Source organism: Bacillus yapensis, from assembly GCF_005280205.1.
GTDB classification, from domain to species: domain Bacteria; phylum Bacillota; class Bacilli; order Bacillales; family Cytobacillaceae; genus Robertmurraya; species Robertmurraya yapensis.
This window is the reverse complement of record NZ_SUND01000004.1, coordinates 184,778-206,916: the sequence shown is the minus strand read 5'-3', so window position 1 is coordinate 206,916 and position 22,139 is coordinate 184,778. Positions and strand designations below refer to the sequence as shown.

At 37.8% G+C, this 22,139-nt stretch carries 24 protein-coding genes; 19 read left to right on the top strand and 5 right to left on the bottom strand.

Features of this window, described 5'->3' with window-relative positions; all coding sequences use genetic code 11:
• Positions 1 to 50: 50 nt before the first annotated feature.
• Together FAR12_RS07220 and FAR12_RS07215 are read right to left on the bottom strand one after the other, a co-directional pair.
• Positions 51 to 461 carry a DUF3021 domain-containing protein gene (locus FAR12_RS07220; RefSeq protein ID WP_126407812.1) on the bottom strand — a complete coding sequence of 137 codons (411 nt, stop codon included), beginning with the start codon at positions 459 to 461 and terminating at the stop codon, positions 51 to 53.
• Positions 458 to 916 (bottom strand): LytTR family DNA-binding domain-containing protein, encoded by a 459-nt coding sequence (locus tag FAR12_RS07215; RefSeq protein ID WP_126407810.1) that lies wholly within the window; start codon positions 914 to 916, stop codon positions 458 to 460. The genes FAR12_RS07220 and FAR12_RS07215 overlap by 4 nt, the downstream gene beginning before the upstream one ends.
• Positions 917 to 1,712: 796 nt before the next feature.
• Between FAR12_RS07215 and FAR12_RS07210 the strand changes: the two genes are divergently transcribed.
• From FAR12_RS07210 to FAR12_RS07200, 3 genes are all read left to right on the top strand, one after another.
• The gene (locus FAR12_RS07210; RefSeq protein WP_126407808.1) at positions 1,713 to 3,239 is read left to right on the top strand and encodes an ATP-binding protein; all 1,527 of its coding nucleotides are present in this window, start codon (positions 1,713 to 1,715) and stop codon (positions 3,237 to 3,239) included.
• Positions 3,236 to 3,748: a GNAT family N-acetyltransferase gene (locus FAR12_RS07205; protein ID WP_126407806.1), complete on the top strand. Its 513-nt coding sequence runs from the start codon at positions 3,236 to 3,238 to the stop codon at positions 3,746 to 3,748. Before FAR12_RS07210 ends, FAR12_RS07205 begins: the two co-directional genes overlap by 4 nt.
• A gap of 64 nt (positions 3,749 to 3,812) precedes the next feature.
• Positions 3,813 to 4,484: a GNAT family N-acetyltransferase gene (locus FAR12_RS07200; RefSeq protein WP_126407804.1), complete on the top strand. Its 672-nt coding sequence runs from the start codon at positions 3,813 to 3,815 to the stop codon at positions 4,482 to 4,484.
• Positions 4,485 to 4,525: 41 nt separating this feature from the next.
• Here the strand turns inward: FAR12_RS07200 and FAR12_RS07195 are convergent, their stop codons facing one another.
• Positions 4,526 to 5,233, bottom strand: a complete 708-nt coding sequence (locus tag FAR12_RS07195) for a DNA alkylation repair protein (RefSeq protein ID WP_126407802.1) — start codon at positions 5,231 to 5,233, stop codon at positions 4,526 to 4,528.
• A 158-nt stretch (positions 5,234 to 5,391) separates the two neighbouring features.
• Here FAR12_RS07195 and FAR12_RS07190 point away from each other — a divergent pair, with 158 nt between their 5' ends.
• On the top strand, positions 5,392 to 5,652 hold the full coding sequence (locus FAR12_RS07190) for an alpha/beta-type small acid-soluble spore protein (RefSeq protein WP_126407801.1): 261 nt from the start codon (positions 5,392 to 5,394) through the stop codon (positions 5,650 to 5,652).
• A 62-nt stretch (positions 5,653 to 5,714) separates the two neighbouring features.
• Here the strand turns inward: FAR12_RS07190 and FAR12_RS07185 are convergent, their stop codons facing one another.
• The gene (locus tag FAR12_RS07185; protein ID WP_126407799.1) at positions 5,715 to 6,071 is read right to left on the bottom strand and encodes a VOC family protein; all 357 of its coding nucleotides are present in this window, start codon (positions 6,069 to 6,071) and stop codon (positions 5,715 to 5,717) included.
• Positions 6,072 to 6,338: 267 nt separating this feature from the next.
• Between FAR12_RS07185 and FAR12_RS07180 the strand changes: the two genes are divergently transcribed.
• The 14 genes from FAR12_RS07180 to FAR12_RS07115 all read left to right on the top strand — a co-directional run bounded on the left by FAR12_RS07180 (position 6,339) and on the right by FAR12_RS07115 (position 20,444).
• On the top strand, positions 6,339 to 6,923 hold the full coding sequence (locus tag FAR12_RS07180; protein WP_126407797.1) for a DsbA family oxidoreductase: 585 nt from the start codon (positions 6,339 to 6,341) through the stop codon (positions 6,921 to 6,923).
• Between the two features lie 124 nt (positions 6,924 to 7,047).
• Entirely contained in the window at positions 7,048 to 8,208 is a 1,161-nt protein-coding gene (locus tag FAR12_RS07175; RefSeq protein ID WP_126407795.1) for a DUF4317 domain-containing protein, read from the top strand.
• Between the two features lie 324 nt (positions 8,209 to 8,532).
• Positions 8,533 to 8,919, top strand: a complete 387-nt coding sequence (locus tag FAR12_RS07170; protein WP_126407793.1) for an SLAP domain-containing protein — start codon at positions 8,533 to 8,535, stop codon at positions 8,917 to 8,919.
• A 136-nt stretch (positions 8,920 to 9,055) separates the two neighbouring features.
• Positions 9,056 to 9,424, top strand: a complete 369-nt coding sequence (locus FAR12_RS07165) for an iron chaperone (protein ID WP_126407791.1) — start codon at positions 9,056 to 9,058, stop codon at positions 9,422 to 9,424.
• Positions 9,425 to 9,456: 32 nt separating this feature from the next.
• Entirely contained in the window at positions 9,457 to 10,110 is a 654-nt protein-coding gene (locus FAR12_RS07160) for a DUF1801 domain-containing protein (RefSeq protein WP_126407789.1), read from the top strand.
• Positions 10,111 to 10,424: 314 nt separating this feature from the next.
• Positions 10,425 to 11,705, top strand: coding sequence for a hypothetical protein (locus FAR12_RS07155; protein WP_126407787.1), 1,281 nt, complete (start codon positions 10,425 to 10,427; stop codon positions 11,703 to 11,705).
• Between the two features lie 27 nt (positions 11,706 to 11,732).
• Positions 11,733 to 12,311, top strand: a complete 579-nt coding sequence (locus FAR12_RS07150) for a hypothetical protein (RefSeq protein ID WP_126407785.1) — start codon at positions 11,733 to 11,735, stop codon at positions 12,309 to 12,311.
• A gap of 15 nt (positions 12,312 to 12,326) precedes the next feature.
• A complete protein-coding gene (locus tag FAR12_RS07145) occupies positions 12,327 to 12,542 on the top strand; it encodes a hypothetical protein (protein WP_126407783.1) in 216 nt (71 codons plus the stop codon).
• Between the two features lie 129 nt (positions 12,543 to 12,671).
• Complete coding sequence (locus FAR12_RS07140; protein ID WP_246010323.1) at positions 12,672 to 13,853, top strand: galactokinase; 1,182 nt, start codon at positions 12,672 to 12,674, stop codon at positions 13,851 to 13,853.
• Positions 13,854 to 13,855: 2 nt separating this feature from the next.
• Complete coding sequence (gene galE / locus FAR12_RS07135) at positions 13,856 to 14,845, top strand: UDP-glucose 4-epimerase GalE (protein ID WP_126407779.1); 990 nt, start codon at positions 13,856 to 13,858, stop codon at positions 14,843 to 14,845.
• Between the two features lie 9 nt (positions 14,846 to 14,854).
• The gene (gene galT, locus FAR12_RS07130; RefSeq protein WP_126407777.1) at positions 14,855 to 16,363 is read left to right on the top strand and encodes a UDP-glucose--hexose-1-phosphate uridylyltransferase; all 1,509 of its coding nucleotides are present in this window, start codon (positions 14,855 to 14,857) and stop codon (positions 16,361 to 16,363) included.
• A gap of 121 nt (positions 16,364 to 16,484) precedes the next feature.
• Positions 16,485 to 18,188 (top strand): IS200/IS605 family accessory protein TnpB-related protein, encoded by a 1,704-nt coding sequence (locus tag FAR12_RS23765; RefSeq protein WP_246010322.1) that lies wholly within the window; start codon positions 16,485 to 16,487, stop codon positions 18,186 to 18,188.
• A 206-nt stretch (positions 18,189 to 18,394) separates the two neighbouring features.
• Positions 18,395 to 19,441 carry an aldose epimerase family protein gene (locus FAR12_RS07120; RefSeq protein WP_126407775.1) on the top strand — a complete coding sequence of 349 codons (1,047 nt, stop codon included), beginning with the start codon at positions 18,395 to 18,397 and terminating at the stop codon, positions 19,439 to 19,441.
• A 16-nt stretch (positions 19,442 to 19,457) separates the two neighbouring features.
• Positions 19,458 to 20,444: a LacI family DNA-binding transcriptional regulator gene (locus FAR12_RS07115; RefSeq protein ID WP_126407773.1), complete on the top strand. Its 987-nt coding sequence runs from the start codon at positions 19,458 to 19,460 to the stop codon at positions 20,442 to 20,444.
• A gap of 63 nt (positions 20,445 to 20,507) precedes the next feature.
• On the opposite strand, the gene FAR12_RS07110 is transcribed toward FAR12_RS07115, so the two are convergent.
• The gene (locus tag FAR12_RS07110; RefSeq protein ID WP_126407771.1) at positions 20,508 to 20,906 is read right to left on the bottom strand and encodes a ribosomal maturation YjgA family protein; all 399 of its coding nucleotides are present in this window, start codon (positions 20,904 to 20,906) and stop codon (positions 20,508 to 20,510) included.
• A 255-nt stretch (positions 20,907 to 21,161) separates the two neighbouring features.
• Between FAR12_RS07110 and FAR12_RS07105 the strand changes: the two genes are divergently transcribed.
• The gene (locus FAR12_RS07105) at positions 21,162 to 22,109 is read left to right on the top strand and encodes an alpha/beta hydrolase (protein ID WP_126407769.1); all 948 of its coding nucleotides are present in this window, start codon (positions 21,162 to 21,164) and stop codon (positions 22,107 to 22,109) included.
• Positions 22,110 to 22,139 lie beyond the last annotated feature (30 nt).

Here is a 22,139-nt window from a genome sequence, read left to right as displayed (position 1 = left end):
TCCGAGGATTAACGCCCTATTATTGTTAGCTTTAACTTTTAAGAACACTCTCATATTCTCTTTAGGTCATCGTTTATTTTACGCACTTGATTTTTGAAATAGAGATAAAAAGAGATCCAAAAGAGGGTATATACAACAATAGCAATCACGAGAGTTAACAAAATACTATTAATCGAAAATGGAATCCAACCAATCGCGATTGCAAGTATTAAGTATAGAATTATGACGGTTAGAAAATGAAGAATCGTTTGTTGTGAGAGTTTCAGTTTTCTGATTTCGAAATACATAGGACTAACGGTAAAAAACCAACCGCAGATTAAAGAACCAATGGAGTTTTTTAAAAATAAGCTTCCATCTATCGTTTGGAAGTCTCCGAAAAGGACATTTAAGTTAACGAATACAACTGCGATAAAACCACCAAAGAAAATCCCAATTAGACTACGAAATATAAATGCTTTCATTCTACTTTCCTCCTATTTAATTTTAGAGATTCCTTTATTACCGGCACATAGGTTCGAGATACATATTCCTTCTTACCAGATTTGAAATAAACACAGAGTGTACCATTGAATGACGCTTCAAAATGACTTAACTCATGTAAATTAGCAATAACAGATTTCGACAGACGAATAAATTTTTTGGAGGGAAGCATTTCCTCGAGTTCGTATAATTTTTCCTTTAAAATATAAGAATCCGTTTCCGTTACAGCGATCACATGGTCGTTTTCGGTATGAAAATAGTGGATGTCTTCATGTTTAAGAATGTGTTGCATTTCTCCTTTTTTTCCAATCAGGAATTGTTGCTCCCTTCCATGGATGAAATCAATAAGTTCCTGAATATCATTATCAACAATGGGACCTTCGATTGTAATCTTTGTTTCTTTAAAGACTTTATCTATATTAAGGATAAGTTTCAAATTTCAAACACCTCTTTTCATATTAAAAGTATAATGGCTTTACTTTCTGATGTATGGCTTTTTCACCTTTCTCTTAATGACAATTGTATGATGAATTTCTGTTTAAATCTTCATAAATTCAATAACTTGCATCGAATGCATGGGTATCTTGTGGGAAATCGAAGGTAACTTACATGGGTTAGAGCACCGTTGGGAGAAGCGAGATATTAGAAAACCACCTATATTGAATCTAATTAAAAAATACACCTTTCAAAAAGGAACAAAATAAAAAACCTCTACAAGTGGAGGTCCTAAATGATTTCTATTCACAATATACGGAAATAAGAGGCAAAAAACCATTTTCCTCCATCACTACTGTACTGTTGTTTTTAATACATGTTTGTGAAGTAACTAAATTCGCTTGGTAATGGATATGTATTTGATAGACTCTAAAAACAGTCAAAGTAAGAATTGTTACGATTCCAGCGAATAAAACAACCGTATTATTTTTCTCTTATTCAAATTAGATCGCTCCTTTCATGAAATATTAACATTAAATGATGAAAATTCAAACTATTTAGATTATCTTTAAATTATACATTTTGCTTATTGTTTAACTTTCTGGAGATTTTAAATTGGTCTATTACTGTCATATTGTTAATATTGGTAGTCTATTTTACTAAATATATGAATTTGTCCAATCAGTATTAGATTTCGCTTTTTGTCAGAATTTGTCCCACGAATAATTTTTAGAAAAAAAGGAATTTTAGGGAAAAATGTCAAAATAATAGGTAAAAATACTTAAATGAGGGATTGGATGGACAAACAGATTGAGTATATTGCTGCGAAGATTAAGAGACTGAACAATGAAATCATGCAGGCGGTGTGTGAGGAAAAATTGTTTGATAGTCGCTGTTGTGAAGCATTGGATATTCCGGAAGAAGCATTAGAACATTTATTCCATCATATCGGGGATTTCCTCGTTCATCAAGACGACATTCGCACCCATGAACTCATTCGCTTTGTTGGAGGATTTGGAAGAAAGCTAATACATTCAAAAATCCCGTTGGATCAATTGATTGATTTTGTTTATCTTACTCGCTTTTCAATTCTAAATTTAGTTGAACAAGAATTGAAAACCGAAGAGCTTTCGATTCAAAGCTATCACAAATTAATAAAAGCTGTCGAAACAGTTTACCAGACAATTACGAAAAAAGTGTTGGAAATGTACAATGAGGAAATGTCTTTTATTAAACATGCCCTAGAGGAATCAAACGAGAATTTGAAAATGACACTTAGAGAGCTTGCTGACCTTGAGAGGGCATTAAACGAAGCGACGATTTTTGCCATTACGGATCATGAAGATAAAGTCCTATATGCGAATGATAATTTTTGCCATATATATAAATACTCAAGAGAAGAAATATTAGGGAAAAAACATGACATGTTCTCTTCAAATTTTCATCCATCTTCGTTTTTTCGTCATGTATGGGATACGATTGAAAGCGGAGAGGTTTGGAAAGGGGAAATCCTCAATCAGGCGAAAGATGGAACAAAGTATTGGCTCGATACAACAATCATTCCATTTGTGGACGGGAACGGAAAGCGATATAAGCATATTTCTATTCAGTACGATATTACGGAAAAAAGGAATACCGAGGAAACATTACGAAAAACAGAAAAACTTGGGATGATTGGGGAGTTAGCTGCAGGGATTGCACATGAAATAAGAAACCCATTAACCACAATTCGTGGATTCGTCCAGTTGATGAACGAAAAGGAAATCGCTTCACAATATGGTGATACGATTTTAGATGAAATCGATCGAATTAATTTTATTGTGAGTGAGTTCATGATCTTTGCGAAACCACATCAAATTCAGTTCACTGACTGTCATTTAACGAGTATATTAAGAAGTGTTATCAAATTTCTAGAACCAGAGGCGCTTCTACGAAATGTCAACATTGAATATGATTTTCCAAGAGAGGAAGTCTGTATTTCTGGTGAAAAGAATCAGTTAAAGCAAGTCTTTTTGAACCTGATTAAAAATTCGATTGAGGCCATGCCTTCAGGTGGAAATATCACGATCGTGGTTGAAAAAACGTATGAGAGGATCTCCATTACGATACAAGATGAAGGGGTAGGTATGAAATCGGAGCAGGTTAAAAAACTGGGAGAACCTTTTTTTACAACAAAAGAGAAAGGTAATGGTTTAGGGCTAATGGTGAGCTATAAAATCATTCAAAACCATAACGGTATGATTCATGTAAGCAGCGAACTGAATGAGGGGACAACTTTCCATATTTCATTTGAGAATCCGGAAAGGAGTATGTTGAAAGCATGAGAATCGACTATTTGCCGTTTACCTACAATGATTCTGACATGGCCCAAATCGCGGAGCTCTATTGTAGGATGTTTTTAGATGAGCAGGAAAATGTGCTTCAAAACATCAACAAACATGCTTGCTATGAGGGGTTTAAAGGACTTAAGGCAAAAAACTTAGAGGGTGAAATTGTAGGGTTTGCTTATGGCTACACCAGTTCAGCCGAACAATTTTATCATCAAAAAATGGTTAAGCACTTTTCTGAGGATGAGGTAGGTACTTGGTTGTCTGATTGCTTTGAGTTTGTTGAGTTAGCTGTGAGACCAGACTATCAGCGTCGAAGTACTGCAAGCCAATTGCATGACTTATTATTAGAAAATAATATACAGAGAACTAGCGTATTGACGACAGGAATACGGAATGAAGCGGCGATTCATTTTTACGAGAAAAAGGGTTGGGAACGGATTAAGGACAATGTGCCAGTTCTTTCTGAGAGCAATTTGCAGGTGATCATGGGGAAAAACATATGATTATGCGTTTTGAACCTTGACCGTATATAATGATGATGTATACATAGTGGGAGGTAGATGGAAGATGGAATACATAAGAATTACCAATATAAACGATCCTTTGTTCGTACAGATGCATGAATTAATGAAGGATATCTTTCCCCCAGAGGAAGTTTTGGAGTTTGAATTATGGGCTGAGCCATTAGAGGACCCGGGTATTCGTGTGTTTGTCGCTGTCCATGAAGGAAAAGTAGTTGGAGCTACAGAATATCGTTATTACGAGGATTTCAATGTAGCAATGACAGATTTCACGATCATTGGACAAGCAGGTCTCGGGATCGGGCCATTTTTAGCGAATAAGAGGGCAGAGGACCTGAAGGCGTTAGCTGAAGCAAATGGAAAAGAACTGTTTGGTATGTTCGCGGAAATTTATGATCCTTACCGTGTTGGGCACCATGAGTTCGGTGGGGTGAAACCGATGGACCCTTACGTTCGTCGTGAAGTCTTGGCTCATTTGGGCTATCGACGCTTAGATTTTCCATATGTTCATCCTTCCTGGAACAATGATGGGGAAGCGGTAGAAGGGTTGGATTTATCTTTCCTAACAATCGATCCAGATGTGAAGGAAATTGATGCTGATTTGGTTGTGAAATTTTTAAAGCGATATTATACAGTTTTATCGAACAAACCTTTGAAGTGGGTCGAGATGATCGAAAGTTTGGAAGCGAAAGAAACGATTGAATTGAAGCCATTCTAATAAAAATGAAGACCTTCCTGCAGATGGGAAGGTCTTTATTTTTAGCATCTTACGTATTTTCTCTTGAATCCAAGAATTCCTCGATTTAAATCTTTTTGAATTCTTTCAGAAACGAGAGAAACACTTGGCTTTTTCTTACCCTTCGAAATTTCAACGGGACCAATTGCATTGGCTGTTTCAACAGCCTTGTCATGTAGTGGAACATAAGAGATAGCAACAGTGTAGACAAAGTTATTCATTGCTGATTTCACAGTGTCTGGTGAATCATGAATCGTGTTTTTTACTTGGTCGAGCATTTTGGAAAGCTTGTCTGTATCAAACTCTGAGTCTTTTCGATTTCCTAGAAGCCAGCAGTAGCAGCTCCAACCGCCAGACATTCTTAGTTCTTCGCCGGAGGCAATCCATTTATCAGCTACTTGCTGTGCAATATCTGCTTCAGCCAAGGTGACGGCTACAACGTAATCAGAGATCATAAAGAAATAAGCTCCATCCATCCAACGGTCAAAATCCTCTTCCGTCATAGCCTTTGGGTCGGCAATGACCCCAGCAAAATACATCGCATCGTAGTTTCCAGTCGCGTAAAGTTCATCGGCCAATGCCTGATCTTTCTTAATTATCTTTCTCATTGGTTTCATTGCACCTGTTGCTACTCCGAAAACTGGTTCGTGTGCGCCGTTATTTATGTACATCTTTTTCAGTCGTTCCTTACCAAGTGCTTCTAGTTCTTGCATAACCGTTTGAGCATCCATGGTTTTAAACATCCCTTCTTATATATTTTATTCTAGAACGTATATTCGTTATCGTATCATATTTTAAGTATGAAGGGAATGTGGGTAGATATGTTCTTGTAACACCTACATGAATTTTTCTATTTTAGAAAAAATAAGCATAAGGAGGGATGCCAACAATGGCACGTAAAAGACGGAATCGAATACTAGTCCCAGAAGCAAGAGCTGGACTTGACCAACTAAAAGCAAAAGTAGCCGGTACAAGCAACCCTGACCAAGCTAAATTTGAAGCAGCGAAGGAAGTAGGTGTTCCTTTAGAAGAAGGATACAATGGAAGATTAACTTCTGTAGAAGCAGGGAAAGTAGGCGGGCGCTTAGGCGGAGGTATGGTCAAGGAACTTGTGAAAATGGCGCAGGAGAATTTGAGTAAAAATAAGTGAGTGCCGGTAGGAAGACAGCTGAAATTTTAATGTCAATTTCAGCTGTCTATTATGAACAAAAATCAATCAACAAATTCAACTATTTCAAGCTGGTTTCCAGAATTATCTTCAATCACAAAAAAGTATCCAGGAGGGCATGGCTTAGGCTCGTCAAAAAGAATCTTCACACCTTTGTCTTGAAGCTTTTTGAAGTCTTCTTGTATATTGCTTGAGTTAATAGCAAGCAAGACGGAAGAAGAGGATGGAACATTTACCTTTTCTGCTTTCTCTAAAATCAGCGGTAGCCCGTTATGCTCAAGACTGATGATATTCTCTCCATATTTCTTTGCGACGCTAAAGTCTAGAACTTGTGTGTAAAAGTCTAAAGCTTCCTCCATATTTGTGACTTTAATGGTTAAAACGCATACTTGATTTAACATATTTAATCCTCCTAAATTTGATTATAGGATGTATGTGTGTACTTAAGGGGTGTGTTTGGGCTGGAATATGTAGGTACATGAAGAAGTATACTTGTTAATACATTCGATAAATGTTAAAAAATACCTTTTTATTATTTTCCTTTACCCCCAAGCACATTACGTGTAAAACATAAAATCACCCCGTATACTATAGAAGAATAACGAATAGGGGGTACATATATGCTACAGATTGAAATGTGGACGGATTTTGCTTGACCGTTTTGCTATATTGGCAAAAAGCGTCTGGATGGCGCTATTAAACAGATAAATGCTCCAGTCGAGGTAACCTATCGTTGCTTCCAATTGGACCCAACAATGGGAACTGATATAAAAGAAAACATGCATGAACTTCTAGCGAAAAAATATGGGATGAGTATTGAGCAAGCAAAAGCAAGTAATCAGAACATGACGAAGATGGCGAAGGAAGTCGGGCTTGATTATCACATGGATACGCTCATTTTGACGAATACCTTTGATGCCCATCGTCTCACGATGTTTGCGAAAACGAAGGGCTTAATGTCTGAGATGACCGAACGTATATTATGCGCCTATTTCACTGAGTCTAAACATATCGGCGACCATAAAACGCTAGTAGGATTGGCTGTTGAAGTCGGATTAAGTCGTGAAGAAGTTGAGAAAATGCTGGCAAGCGATGAGATGACAAAAGAAGTAAGAGCTGATCAGCGATTGGCACAACAGTACGGAATTCGTGCAGTTCCATTTTTCCTTCTGAATAAAAAATATGCTCTCACAGGTGCTCAACCAACTGATGTGATGATTCAAGCACTTGAAAAAGTTATGGAAGAGCAATAATGTCAAAAGAACTATTTTCTCCGGAAGATAGTTCTTTTTTCTGTGGGTATGAAACTCCGAGAATAATCAAGTATTACAAAAATTATTTTAAACAAGTATAATCGGATCTGGGAGTTGAGACAAATTGAATAAAAACGACATCGCTAATATCCGAAAACAATTTAAACTTAACAGCAAATACATGCAAATCCGTGACATCTTCAATGTTTATGTAAAAAAAGAAACTGGTGAGATTTACACGCACGTTAGCCAACATTTTGATATGTTGGAAAAAGAAGCACAGGAATTATTTTTAGCCAATTTTAAAAAGGTCCTAACTGGGCAACTTGATACGAAATTATTTGAGCTGAAATTCACTCCAGACGTGGAGAACAGCACACAATCCATTCTTTATGAAGGACTACAATTTGAATTCCTGGATGACTGGAAAGAGTCGATGCTACAAATCGTCGAGAAAATGTTTAAGGTATCGGTCTATGAATTCGACACTGTTGTTACCTTCATTCGCGGTGAATACCAGAAACCAGCGAGAAAGCGCGATCCTGAATCAGAAGAAGGCGGAGATGATGAAGTTTATACAAGCCAATTCGTGTTCTGTAGCTTGAATAAAACGGATCAACCGAAGAAGTCCCTAACTTTTGATTATATTGAGAGAGAATTCAAGCCAAATACGAATCTTGATCCGATCATCAATTTAACTGCACCGTTGGCAGGGTTTATGTTCCCGGCATTTAGTGAAAATGCAGCGGACGTGAATCACATATTATATAGTGCTGCAAAATCGAATCAACCGGATTATCGTTTTATCGAGGATGTACTAAATTGTGAAGAGATTATTACAGCAGAGGAAGACAAAGCGACCTTTGAAATTATTTTACAAAAAGTAATTGGTGACGAAGTCGATACAGAAATCATCTCGAATGTGTATGAAGAAATCGATAAAATCGTGATGGTATCTGAAGAAAGCGAGGAAGCTGAAGAGCCAAGACTCGATTACAAGGATGTCGAACGAATTCTAACAGTGAGTGGCGTTGAAAATATCGACACAGAAAAAGTAGAATTCGCCTTTAAAGACATCATTGATGATGAAACGCGTGAATTCAAAGCTACGAACCTAGTACCGAAAAAGATTAAAATCAACACACATGTCGCTGACCTATCCATCAATCCAAAGGAAATGAAAAAGGTCAAATACATCATGTTCAACGGGAAAAAATGTTTGTTACTCGAAATCGATGAAGATGTGTTGTTGGAAGGATTCAAGCTGGAGACAGTGGAGTTGTAATTTAGAAATAGTACTAAAGGGCATATCAATTTAATGGTATGTCCTTTTACTGTTTCGGTGAATAAAATGTATTCACTAAGATGGAATATTGGTTGTTAGATAATACATTACGTTTAATATGACAAGGATGACTACAACTACGATTAAAATTTTCTTCATAGCTATTCCTCCTAGTATCCTTTTTGATAAAATCTATTAAAAAGAAATAGGAAATATGCAATAAATCTCTATATTAATACGTAAAAGAATCGATAATTTGAAATGCTCTTCTTATTTAAGATTAAACTTATGTTACACTAAACCTAACAAAAGGTGGTTTTAGTGATGCAGCACTTACAATATGAATCGTCTTGGGACAAAGCATTGTCAACCCAGGACAGAATTAATATCGAGAGAATCTTTAATGACACAAAACATCAAAACGATTCCAAGATACTTTTTACTCCAATAAGAGAAGCGATCAATCATAATCAAGATCTTCTTGTGACGGTTCTAGTTCATAATCTCACTAGCGAACCGTTCTTATTTCAGAACAATCGATTACGATACAGTATTCACGGAGAACTAGTCGGGGAACACATATTTCATCTACCGAGACTAAAGATTCCAGCTCAAGTTAGTATGCCATGGACGTTCATTTTTCCGAAGGGAAATTACAGAACACGGACATCTATAGAAAATGGTCGATTAGAAGTTTCGGAGAATGTCTAGGATAGTAATTATTGGGTAAAAAGATAGTGTTTTTCCTATCTATAGATAGTGTAAATGTAGTAATATACCTTTAGATAATCTATTTTCGGAGCAGGTAAAAGTTAAAAGAAAACCGACAGTTTTTGGAGGTAACGACATGGAAACTATAAAAGACTATTTAGCAGGGATTGACCACCCAGATCACCGTGAACGATTAGAGGAAATATTCGATTGGATATCAGAGAAATACCCACATTTGAAATCTGAAATCAAATGGAATACACCGATGTTTACCGATCATGGTACCTATATTATCGGAATTTCCACAGCTACAAACCATATAAGCGTTGCACCTGAAGAAGTCACGATTGCCCGATTTGCTGATGAGATTGCGCAAGCTGGCTATGGTTCTACCAAAGGCTTGTTCCGCATTACTTGGAAAGATCAAGTAAATTACGACTTGCTTACAAAAATGATTGATTTTAACATAGAGGATAAAGCTGATTACCAGAATTTTTGGCGTTAATGGATAGAAAAATGGAAGAGGAGTATTACTAGATGACAAATAGTAAAACAAATCCGAAGGTTGAGGGATTTTTAAGCAAAGCTACATCGTGGAAGGAAGAATTTGTGAAGCTGAGACAGATTGTTCGTGACTGCGATCTAACTGAAGATTTTAAGTGGATGCATCCTTGTTACACGTTGGATAATAAAAACATTGTCTTAATTCATGGTTTCAAAGAATACTGTGCGCTTCTTTTTCACAAAGGTGCCTTGTTGAAGGATCCTCAAGGGATTCTCATTCAACAAACGGAAAATGTTCAGTCGGCACGCCAAATTCGTTTTACCAATATACAACAAATCATTGAGATGGAATCCGTTATCAAAGACTATATAAAGCAAGCGATTGAGGTTGAAAAAGCCGGTTTACAGGTGGAAATGAAAGAGAAAAACGATTACGACATGCCAGAAGAACTTCAAGCGAAGTTGGATGAAATGCCAGAATTGAAAACCGCATTCGAAGGGTTGACGCCAGGGCGACAAAAAGCCTATATTTACAATATTTCTCAAGCTAAACAATCTAAAACTCGTACAGATAGGGTTGTAAAATACATACCGAAAATTCTCGCTGGGAAGGGAATCAATGATTGCACATGTGGCCACTCCAAAAGGATGCCGAACTGCGATGGCTCCCATAAGAATTTTGAATAAGAATAGATAAAAGCGTACCGAAAGGCTCTTAGCTGAAAAGGTATGCTTTTTTTATTTGTGTGCTTGAAAAGAACAATCTTAAGCTTTGTTTTAAACATCTCTTATGAACAATCTCTGGTCAACTAAAGGATGGGCGATTGTCGATCGTTTGTGAGTGGAAAATAAAATAGAAATGGATAGGGCTATTCTTCGAAAAGGAGGATAGTTTTTTTGTCAAATAGTAAATTTATACAAAAATTGGTTTTGTATGCAGGAAGTAAGTTTCCTTTTGGTGAAATATTATAGAAGGAAATAATTGAAAGAGGTACGAAGTTTTGAAACTTTTTAAAAGAATTCTATTAGCTATACTCGTTATAAGCGTATTTGTTGTGACACGATTGTTCATTCAAGATGTCAAACCACTGTTTAAAAATTTAGTGGACGAAACTATCGCGAATCCATTAGACAAGGATTTTCTTACGGAGAAATTTGAGGGATTAACGATTAAATATGAAAAAAATGATTACTCCACAGTTGAAACGATCAAAGCACTCTATCCAGAGGCAAAAGAAGAATTAGATAAGTTGTATGGGGATAATTCGGACGAATTGACGATTGTTGTGTATGAGAAGCTGGAGGATTTTAATGCTGCATCTAAGTCTGAAAATTTAGGTGGATATTATATCCCAATTAATGACTCAATTCATTTGAAAAGTGAAGAGCTAGTTGGGGACTTCCCATTAGAGGATACCTTTTTTCACGAATATACGCATTATAGAACAGACAGTTTCCTAGAAAAGCATGGATTGTCGGATGAAGACTTGCCTCAATGGTTTAACGAGGGAATATCCGAAGTGATAGCCAAACGAGACACAGATGTTGATATCGATTTGGTGGAAACAATCGATTTTAATGAACTAGATTCGAATACAGAATTTTTAAAGGGAAGGCAAGGAGATGTAGATCCCTATCTACAAAGCTATTTCACAGTTAATGAGCTTGTCTATCAATATGGACTAGAGATCCTACCAGAGATTTTGCTGGCTTTAAAAGATAAGGATATTTATAAGGTACTTGATGATATAGTTGGTACTAATTCTGATGAACTATTAAGTAGTTATATAGCAAGAAGAGAAGTCGTTAAAGAAATGGAAGCTCAAGCTCATGAGTATGAGCTAAACGCAAATTATAAAAAGGCTTTGGAAGTTTACGAAGAAATTCTCCACTTGCACCCTAGTAACGTTTCTGCAATTGGGGCTATGCCTCATTTACTTGTTAAGCAATTTCAGTTTACTAAAGCAATGGATACGTTGAAAAATAGAACGGATCTCTATGTATATGAGTTGAAGATGCTAGCAGAACTGTCTCTCCTAACTGATTTGAATGAATCTCTTAAGTATACGGAAATGTCCGAAGAAAAACTTAAAGTGAATATTAATGATAGCAGCTATAAATCTCCAATCGGAGAGATAATTCGGAATAATTCAGATGACCCCGTCGGTGTATTTCTGGAATTAATGAAAGAAAACCTAATTACTTATGAAGAAATTAAGTTACAGTTGGAAGAAAATCTGAAGAAAATGTATCCCGATGATCCGCGTGTACAAAATCTTTAAAGGATAATTCATAAAGGGAGCTATAAAATGAAAAATACATTGCAAATGCGAATAGACCCTTCATATACCTTGAATTTTTTGATTTATATCCAAAATATTTATCAAAATAGGGATGCACAGAACGAAAAATTGAAATTTCCATACACCCCAACAAAGTATCAGTTTCATAAGGACTTTGAATTGAATTTTAAAGAGATTTGGTTCGAAGTCACGATGAGAATTTCCGAAAATCCATTAAATGATCAAGAAATATTCTATGATGAAAAGCACTTATTTTATCATGGACTATTCGCAGAAAATAATGAAACTCTTCGACAATATAATGAATTGCATCAATCCTTTCGAGTATGGTGGGCCAGCCTTGCTGGACATTATTCAGTTGAAAGAGCCATTGATGAAAAAGTACATAAGATGTATACAGAACTAGCGGACATACTTTTAGAAAAGAGGATTAAACCTGAAAAGCCATTAAATATCTCCTTAATATATGATGATTGTATATTAGTTGCTCTAGAACCAGACTCATATTTTGCCGTTATCTCGATCTGGGATTGTATTCTGGATTATAAAAAGCTGATTCAAAGACTTCAGTTGTGTATTCATTAAAAAGGAGTTGATGGCTTGAATAATACTAAATTAAGAGTGGTATGGATTATTCCAAATATTTTCTGCTATTTCATGTTTCTTTGGATTTCAACCTTTGTGATAATCAATTGGGATGGTCTATTAGAAATAAAAGAATTGGGAAAATGGGTAATGTTAGATATCCTTTTGTTCTCTATTAGCATTTTCGGCAGTTATCGCATTTGGAGATGGATAAAAGATGGAAGGCTATAAAACGCTTAGGATAAAAAATATCCTAAGCGTTTTATTAATTTTAGTTAATGTTTTACTAAAATTCATTGACCGTTTTTACTTAAGGTTCTACAATAGAGATAAATAGATCGCATAATGGAGGTATACAACGTGGAAATCAATCAACTCGTCAAAACATTTCAAACACTATTTAATGTAAACGAATACAAGTCGTTCTTCGCACCAGGAAGAATCAACCTTATCGGGGAACACACCGACTACAACGGAGGACACGTTTTCCCAGCATCCATCACCAAAGGAACCTATGCAATAGCACAAAAACGTACGGACAAGAGAATCAGAATGTACTCGATGAACTTCGCGGAACTTGGAGTAATAGAATTCGATCTCAACAATCTAGACTACGATAAGAACCATGATTGGGCGAACTATCCGAAGGGAATGCTTCGTTATTTAATGGAAAAAGGGTATTCGATCCCTACAGGCGTAGACGTTCTGTTCTACGGCAACATTCCAAATGGTGCTGGACTCTCGTCATCAGCCTCAATAGAACTTGTTTCCGGAGTGATGTTTGAGAACCTATTCGAATTAACAATTGACCGAGTGGAGCTCGTGAAAATTGGCCAACAGGTGGAAAATCATTTTATTGGTGTCAACAGTGGGATTATGGACCAATTTGCAATTGGAATGGGAAAAGAGAATGCAGGTATTTTCCTAGATTGTGAGACTTTGAAATATGAATACGCACCACTTGATTTGCAGGACCATCTCATTTTAATCATGAATACAAACAAGCGTCGCGAGCTTGCGGATTCAAAATACAACGAGCGACGAAGTGAGTGTGAGGAGGCACTTAAGCTATTACAGCAGGAACTAGATATTGGAGCGCTTGGTCAAGTAACCTCTGAAGCATTTGAACAACATAAGCATCTGATTGCGAATGACATTTTACGAAAACGTGCTAAACACGCAGTCTATGAAAATGAACGAACCATACAAGCATTAGCTGCCCTTAAAGCAGGCAAACTCGATGAATTTGGTCGTCTCTTAAATTCCTCTCACCGTTCCTTACGAGATGATTATGAGGTAACAGGAAACGAGCTGGATACACTCGCTGAAGCAGCATGGGCACAAGACGGGGTCCTGGGTGCAAGGATGACTGGTGCAGGATTCGGTGGATGTGCAATTGCCCTTGTGGAAAGGAATAAGGTAAAAGCTATTATCGAAGCAATCAGTAACATTTACGAAGATAAAATTGGCTATAAAGCTTCATTTTATGATGTAAGCGTTGGTGATGGAGCACGAGAACTAAAACAATTGGAGAGGTGTTAATCATGAGTATTTTAGTATTAGGTGGAGCAGGTTATGTCGGGTCTCATGCAGTTTATCAATTGATTGATGCAGGTAAGGACGTTGTCGTTGTCGACAATTTACAGCAAGGGCACGAAGCAGCCTTACATCCGAACGCGACATTTTACAAGGGAGATATTCGTGACCGTTACTTTTTACAATCTGTTTTTGAAAAAGAAACGATTGACGCTGTCATTCATTTTGCTGCTAATTCACTTGTTGGTGTCTCAATGGAAACACCACTTGAGTACTATGACAACAATGTTTTCGGAACGCAGGTTGTTTTAGAAACGATGAAAGCCAATAACGTGAAGTACATCGTGTTCTCATCGACAGCAGCAACGTATGGGGAGCCTAAGCAAGTGCCAATTACAGAGGATATGCCAACGGTACCTACGAATACTTATGGTGAAACGAAGCTGGCAATGGAAAAAATGATGAAGTGGACTGAAATTGCACATGGAATCAAGTATGTGTCACTCCGTTACTTTAACGTGGCGGGTGCTAGAACAACGGGCGAAATTGGTGAGGATCATAATCCAGAAACTCATCTCATTCCTGTTGTTTTACAAGCAGCTCTTGGAACACGTGAGTTTATCACCATTTTTGGCGAAGACTATGATACGCCTGATGGAACGTGTATCCGGGACTATATCCATGTAGAAGACTTAATTGATGCGCATATTCTTGCTTTAGAATACTTGCAAAATGGCGGCGAAAGTAACATTTTTAATCTCGGAAGCAATAGTGGATTTTCTGTAAAAGAAATCGTGGAAACGGCAAAAGAGGTTACACTACGTGAGATTCCAGTGAAAATCGGTGAGCGTAGAGCTGGTGACCCAAGTACGTTAATTGCATCTTCTACTAGGGCAAAGGAAGTCCTAGGTTGGGAACCGAAACATACGGCGATTCAAGACATTATTAAGGATGCGTGGAACTGGCATGTCAACCACCCAAATGGGTATGAAAGCTGAGGGTTAATGATGAACATCCATGACACAGTGCAACAGTTTACTAATCAAGCAGTAAAGGTGCAATTAATCGAGCAAGGAGACGTGGTCTATGGACGGAATCAAATCCTTTCCTTGCTTGGGCTCGAGAGTTTTGAGCCGACTGAGGTGACGTTCGCTGAAAAAGAAATTCCCACACTCCTGGAGAATCTAATAGAATATGCGATTGCGAATGGCATTTGTGATGATTATTTTGATGCAAAAGAAATCTTTGCAAGCAAGATTATGAATACGATGATGCCACTGCCGTCAACGGTTACTAGACGTTTTTATGACCTTTACAAATACGACCCGGTTGCTGCAACAAACTTTTTCTATGAATTAAGTAAAAATAGCAACTATATTCAAATGCAGCGAATTGAAAAGAATATTGAATACAGGGTTGATACGGAGTACGGCGAACTCGACATCACGATCAATTTATCGAAGCCTGAAAAGGATCCGAAGCAGATTGCGTTGGAAAGAGAACAGAAACCAAAGGAAACGAACTATCCCAAATGTCTACTTTGTGTGGAAAACGAAGGCTATGCAGGACGAATTGGTCATCCTGCTCGTTCGAATCATCGTATCATTCCAGTAGAAGTTGCGGAGGAAAAGTGGTTTCTGCAGTATTCTCCTTATGTATACTACAATGAGCATTGCATTTTGCTTTGTGAGGAACATCGAGATATGAAGATTAGTAGAGAAACTTTTGCAAGACTACTAGGATTTGTTGAACAGTTTCCTCATTATTTTATCGGTTCAAATGCCGATATTCCGATTGTAGGAGGCTCGATTTTAAGCCACGATCATTACCAAGGTGGAAACTACGAGTTTGCCATGGCAAGGGCAGAGGATGAGTTTACATTTGAATGGACTCGTTTTCCGGCTGTGGAATTTTCAACGGTAAAATGGCCGATGTCTGTGTTGCGCTTGAGAAGTGAAGATATACGGGAATTAGTTGAAGCGGGAGATGCGATTTTACAGTCATGGAAAAAATACAGCGACCCTGACGTAGACATCTACGCATTTTCTGGTGAGACGCCACATAACACGATTACGCCTATAGCACGAAAACGTGAAGAGAAGTATGAGCTTGACCTCGTTTTACGAAATAATCGTACGAGTGATGAGCATCACCTAGGAATCTTTCATCCACATGCGGATGTTCACCATATTAAGAAAGAGAACATTGGACTTATTGAAGTCATGGGGTTAGCTGTTCTTCCTGCTAGACTCGAGACCGAGTTGGTAGAGGTTGAACGATTTGTACTGGATGAGCCAAACTCGATAGACCCAATTCATCTACCCTGGGCTGAGGAATTAAAGCGATCTTTTTCGGGAACAAGTGACGATATCCAGGATTTTGTTAAGCACGAAGTCGGCAAGAAATTCCTACGTGCACTAGAAGATGCTGGTGTATACAAACGAGATGAGAAGGGCCAGGCTGGCTTTAGAAGATTTATCAACACTAGCGAGAAGACTCCTTCCTCAACAACGTAGGGAGGAGATGAATCGCTCTTTGTGTCTAATTTCGGAATTAAATGAAATTTAAAGGACGACGTTTTGAGAATTTGATAAAATAAAATTAAGAACAGATGTTCCTTTGTGGGGTGGTTGAGAAATGAGGAAAACCTATTTTTCTACTCGTGTATACAAAAATACATTACCTGAAAAATATAACGACTCTATTTCTCATACCCTTCTTTTGTTCAGTCGTTCTAAACACTTCGCATTTCAAACACAAGTATTAGAAAAACGGTCTAGTGAATCGAAAAGGGAAAAATCTTTGCACCTTACTGTAAAGGAACGGTTTCAATTGAATGATCATTATGCAGGTAGTGCTATTCAAGAAGCGAACGCCCTAATCAAATCTCAAAATGAACTTAAAAAAATGTATATCGAAAACAAAGAAGTTCAAATCACTTCGGTTAAAAAGAAAATGAAATCAACCAAATGGCATTTAACGACTCTTTTAAAAATAAAACAATCTTTTGTAAACGGAATTCCAAAATTCAATCAAACCTCCAGAGAACAACAAGTTGGACATTTTTTTGTGGTGAAATTTAAATTTAGATCTGACATATACTATCATGCTTACCAATTTGAACATGTCTATTTAGATGTTCAAATCGCTCATTTCAAAAATAGATTAGGTAGATTGGAATTCAGAATAGATAGGTTGCAAAAACAGATAAGAAGTTTGAAAAATAATAGTAACAGTGTAGTTTTTGGCACGAAGAAGTTATTCAAGGCTCAACACACCATAGAAAATTATCAAAACGACCATCAACAATGGCGAAAAGATTGGGAACAAGCTCGCTATCATCAAATGACCATTATTGGCCGAAAAGATGCCAAAGTCGGCAATTTCGTGTTTTGTTATATTCCAGAGACGAGAGAACTTAATTTCAAGACTACGAATGGGACTCAGATAAAGATTGAAAATCTTGCATTTCCACATGGTCAAGAACAGGTTAATCATGCAATTGAAACACAGATGAACTGCAAAAACAAAAAGAAATACGGCAAACCCATTGCATGGTCTGTCGAAGACCATGGGGACTATTATATTTTCAAATGCATAGTCGATGTGCCAGAGAATCCTCATAAAAATCATAGTCGGGCAGACGGCTTATTAGGTCTGGATTTAAATGTAGACCACATCGCATGGTCCAATATTAATGCAAAAGGTCAACTGATAAAATCAGGTGTGTTTTCTTTCGGTTTGGAAGGAAAAACATCTGAACAAATCACAAAAATCATTGAAAACAAAGCAGTAGTTATTGTTGATTTAGCGATGAAGTTGAATAAACCTATTGCTTTGGAAAAGTTAAATACCACCCAATCAAAAGGTTCTCATCCATACGGCAATAGAAAAGCCAATAAAGCGATGAGTCAATTTGCGTACAATAAAATGATTTCTGCCATTAAAAACCGGGCAGAGAAAATGGGTGTAGCCGTGTTTGATGTGAATTCCGCTTATACCTCCCAAATTGGCAAAATCAAATACATGAAGCGATTGGGAATTTCGATTCATCAAGCTGCTTCTTATGTGATTGCACGACGTGCAATGGGTTTCAAAGAAACGCTTCCACCAGTGTTGCATTCCCTGTTACCAGAGAAGATAGCAGGTCTACATCACTGGGCGCAGTGGAAGTGGGTTTCATCATGCCTATCCGATGTTCGTAAACACGCGTTCTATCGGATAGAACTTTTCGCCTGCGACAAGATTGACTCGATGAATCAACTCTTTCCTCAAGGGGCTCTTTCAGACTTGGAGGCAAAAGGTTTGTCAAAGGTGAGAAGTAGAAAACCCATTGCCTAGTTGAACGGGCGATGGTCTACTAAACTCTTTAGTAGCCTTTTTAGGAATCCCCTTCCTCAAAAATCCAATTGGATTTTTAGGTGGGGGTAGTTCAAAGAACATCTGATTGGATAATCGGTTTTGATTGATAAGATTCCCAGAAAAGAGACTATTCTTGTCAATCAAACAGCGTAATCACTTAACAAGCTCTGAAAGGACGGATACAAATGAATGTAACCAAAACGATTTTTGGAGAAATCGATAACCGAAGGGTAGAATCTTATACCATTACAAACAATCATGGTATGACGGTCAAATTCATCAATTATGGCTGCATCATCACAGATATCATGGTTCCTGACCGTGAAGGGAAGCTTGAAAATGTCGTGCTTGGCTATGATACCATTGAAGAGTATCTGAATGAACGTGCTTATTTTGGTGCTATTATTGGTCGTGTAGCTGGACGAATCACTGGTGCTCAATTCGAACTAGATGGCGAAACGTACACCCTCGAACAGAATGAAAATAGCAATCATTTGCATGGAGGGTTCCATGGATTCAATCGAGTTATATGGGATGCGGCCATTATTGAAGAGCAGGACACAAAGGGTGTCGAATTTACCTATGTTAGCCAAGATGGTGAAGGTGGCTATCCAGGCACTTTGAAGATGTCGGTAAAATATTTACTAAATAACGAAAATGAATTCACGATACACATAACTGGTCTTTCAGATAAGAAAACCATCTTAAATTGTACGAACCATTCGTACTTCAATCTTTCTGGTGACATTAAACGAGATATATTAGACCATACCTTAACGTTAAAGTGCGAAAAGTTTTTACCAATAAATGAACAACTACTTCCAACTGGTGACTTAGCGGATGTTGCTGGTACACCATTCGATTTTCAAAATGGGCAAAAAATCCGAGAAGGCACGCGTACAGAGTATCCGCAAAATCTTTTAGCGGGAAAAGGCTATGATCACCCATTCGTATTAGACGCTAACCAGGATCAAGAAATTTTACTAGAAGACCAAGAATCAGGTAGAATGTTAATCGTTGAAACGAATCAGCCTGGCGTGGTTATTTATACGAGTAATCAATTACAAGGTGATTTCAAAATTAGAGGGGTACAAGCTCAACCGTATCTCGGAATTTGTCTGGAAACACAAGGTCTTCCGGATGCGATTCATCACCCTCATTTTCCTACGATTGTTCTTGAAAAAGAAAAACAATATAACGCAATAACGAAATATAGATTTGGTGTAATTTAATCGAAAGGAGACAGAAATGGCTACCATTAAAGATATCGCAGAAAAAGCCGGTGTCTCAATTGCAACCGTATCACGGGTTTTAAACTATGATTCCAGTCTATCCGTGTCAGATGATACGCGAAAAAGAATTTTTGAAATCGCAGAAGAATTGTCTTATAAGAAGAAATCATTAAAGAAAACAGCTACCACGAAAATTGGGATTATTCATTGGTATACGGAAAAAGAAGAGTTAAACGACCTGTATTATATGTCGATTCGTTTAGGGATCGAACAGCGTTGTGAGCAACAGGATGTTCAGGTATTGAATTACTATAATAATATTGAAGCGATTAAATCGGAGGACTTACAGGGTATCATTGCGGTTGGGAAGTTCAGCCATCAACAGGTCGAAGAATTGACTTCGATTACAAGCCATGTTGTTTTTGTCGACTCCAATCCTGATGAGGATCGATTTGATGCAATCATCATTGATTTTGAAAAAGTAACGAAAAACGTTTTACATCATTTTGTGAAGAATGGCCATAAAAGGATCGGTTACCTCGGTGGTCGAGAAACCTTTAAGGACCAAACAGCGACAATCGAGGATATGCGCGAGAAAACGTATAAAGCATATATGATCGATGCTGGAATGTATGATGAAAGACATCTCCATATCGGTTCCTTTTCCGTTGATGATGGCTTTAGCTTAATGAAAAAGGCGATCAAAGAATTAGGAGAGAGTCTGCCAACTGCTTTTTTTGCAGCCAACGATTTATTGGCAATCGGCGCATTACGAGCGCTACATGAAGAGGGAATCGCAGTACCGGAAAGAGTAAGCGTTATTGGAGTTGATGACCTTAGTGTGTCTAAATACGTCTTTCCGCCGTTGTCTACGGTTAAGGTGTATACAGAAGTCATGGGAGAGACAGCAGTTGATACATTGCTCGAAAGATTGTCGGGTCGAAAAATCTCCAAAAAAATTTACATCGCAACGGATTTAGTGATTCGGAATAGTAGTTTCTAAGAATTTCTTAAGACCTGTCTCATATACATAGAGGCAGGTCTTTTGATATTTAGAGGACCGTGTTTAGTTATTGTACTTTAAGGAGAGTTTATCTAAAAATGCAGCAAGCACAATTCCCACGGTATAGCGAATCAAATCGACAAGTAGAAATCCTTTGCCTAGTATCAATGCTCCAAGAATGGTTGCTCGAAGTTGATTAATCCAGTCTGCCTGATAGAGTTGACTGAATTCGATACCGAAACTGAATAAAAAGCTTAGAGACACAGCTGTAAGAATTCTTTTACCTACAAAAAGTAAGCGGAAGCCGAAATAGACCATCATCGCCCAAAGTGTGTCGCCTGCATTTTCGGCTAGAAATGTGGGGAGGAAATTGCTGTATTTCCTAGACGCCAGTCCTAAAATAATTACAAGGACTACTGCTATAAAATAAACGAATTGTCGTTTTGTATTCAATTGAATCACTCTTGTATTTTGACTTGATTAAATTGTATTATATCGCCAAGAAAATACAAGTCATATAATCGAGGTTAAGACGAATATCATTATAATTGACAACGCTTTCATAAAGTCGTATTTTAATAGCAAGTACATACTTTCACGGAGAACTGGAGCTTACTTGGAGATTTATTAGTAGGCTCCGTTCTTTTTAAAGGGGGGAGAAAAGGTCGGTCTCGTATTTATTTTTAGAAAATTCCACGAAAAAGGAAGGCGATGAGAATGCCACTTGAGCCAAAATCAAAATTTGTATTGGATCAAATCAACGCTGTAGAATTGCCACCTCTTGAAACGTTAACCGCTGAACAACTTAGGGCCTCACAATCATTACCAAGAAATCAAGATGCCGAACCAGTCGGCAAAGTAGAAAACCGTACGATTCCTGGTCCTGCCGGGGACCTTCCAGTACGCGTCTATTATCCAAAGGAATTACAATCAAGCCATCCTGGACTTGTCTATTTCCATGGAGGAGGATGGGTAATCGGGGATCTTGATTCCCATGATAGTGTCTGCCGCGCTTTAACGAACCATGCGAACTGTGTGACGATTTCTGTTGATTATCGACTTGCGCCTGAGCATAAATTTCCGGCCGCAGTCGAGGATGCCTACGCTTCTGTTCAATATGTTCATGATCATGCAGAAGAATTTCAAATTGACCCTGCACGAATCGCTATAGGAGGCGATAGTGCTGGAGCGACCTTATCAGCAGTTGTGACGAATCTCGCGAAACAGGATAATGGTCCAGCCCTGTGTTATCAAGTGTTATTTTACCCAAGTACTGCAGCAGGTGTGGATACGCCAACGGTTTCCAGTGTGGAAAATGGAGAAGGATATTTTCTCACGTCAGGGTTGATGGATTGGTTTATGAATTGCTATTTAAACAATAAAGAAGAGAAACAAAGTCCACTGGTGACACCTATGTTTTTTGAAGATCTTACAGGACTTCCACCGGCCATTGTTATCACTGCTGAATATGATCCATTACGTGATGAAGGGGAAGCCTATGCTGAAAAGTTAAAAGAAGCGGGTGTTGAAGTGGAATGCATTCGTTTTGACGGAACGATTCATGGATTTGTCAGCATGTCCCAAGTGATTGACTTTGGGAAAGATGCTCTTGAAAAAGCGGGTAAAGGACTGGCGAACGCTTTTAATAAGACATTAACGAAATAGATGAGAATAGCCTGACTTCCAATCAATTGG

Bases quoted from the DNA above. Each gene is read 5' to 3' on its own strand.
- FAR12_RS07195 (WP_126407802.1), bottom strand. From the start codon at position 5,233: ATGGATGCTCAAACGGTTATGCAAGAACTAGAAGCACTTGGTAAGGAA.
- FAR12_RS07105 (WP_126407769.1), top strand. From the start codon at position 21,162: ATGCCACTTGAGCCAAAATCAAAATTTGTATTGGATCAAATCAACGCT.
- FAR12_RS07120 (WP_126407775.1), top strand. From the start codon at position 18,395: ATGAATGTAACCAAAACGATTTTTGGAGAAATCGATAACCGAAGGGTA.
- FAR12_RS07185 (WP_126407799.1), bottom strand. From the start codon at position 6,071: ATGTTAAATCAAGTATGCGTTTTAACCATTAAAGTCACAAATATGGAG.
- FAR12_RS07210 (WP_126407808.1), top strand. From the start codon at position 1,713: ATGGACAAACAGATTGAGTATATTGCTGCGAAGATTAAGAGACTGAAC.
- FAR12_RS07150 (WP_126407785.1), top strand. From the start codon at position 11,733: ATGAAAAATACATTGCAAATGCGAATAGACCCTTCATATACCTTGAAT.
- FAR12_RS07115 (WP_126407773.1), top strand. From the start codon at position 19,458: ATGGCTACCATTAAAGATATCGCAGAAAAAGCCGGTGTCTCAATTGCA.
- galE (WP_126407779.1), top strand. From the start codon at position 13,856: ATGAGTATTTTAGTATTAGGTGGAGCAGGTTATGTCGGGTCTCATGCA.
- FAR12_RS07220 (WP_126407812.1), bottom strand. From the start codon at position 461: ATGAAAGCATTTATATTTCGTAGTCTAATTGGGATTTTCTTTGGTGGT.
- FAR12_RS07190 (WP_126407801.1), top strand. From the start codon at position 5,392: ATGGCACGTAAAAGACGGAATCGAATACTAGTCCCAGAAGCAAGAGCT.
- FAR12_RS07200 (WP_126407804.1), top strand. From the start codon at position 3,813: ATGGAATACATAAGAATTACCAATATAAACGATCCTTTGTTCGTACAG.
- galT (WP_126407777.1), top strand. From the start codon at position 14,855: ATGAACATCCATGACACAGTGCAACAGTTTACTAATCAAGCAGTAAAG.
- FAR12_RS07165 (WP_126407791.1), top strand. From the start codon at position 9,056: ATGGAAACTATAAAAGACTATTTAGCAGGGATTGACCACCCAGATCAC.
- FAR12_RS07160 (WP_126407789.1), top strand. From the start codon at position 9,457: ATGACAAATAGTAAAACAAATCCGAAGGTTGAGGGATTTTTAAGCAAA.
- FAR12_RS07170 (WP_126407793.1), top strand. From the start codon at position 8,533: ATGCAGCACTTACAATATGAATCGTCTTGGGACAAAGCATTGTCAACC.
- FAR12_RS07205 (WP_126407806.1), top strand. From the start codon at position 3,236: ATGAGAATCGACTATTTGCCGTTTACCTACAATGATTCTGACATGGCC.
- FAR12_RS23765 (WP_246010322.1), top strand. From the start codon at position 16,485: ATGAGGAAAACCTATTTTTCTACTCGTGTATACAAAAATACATTACCT.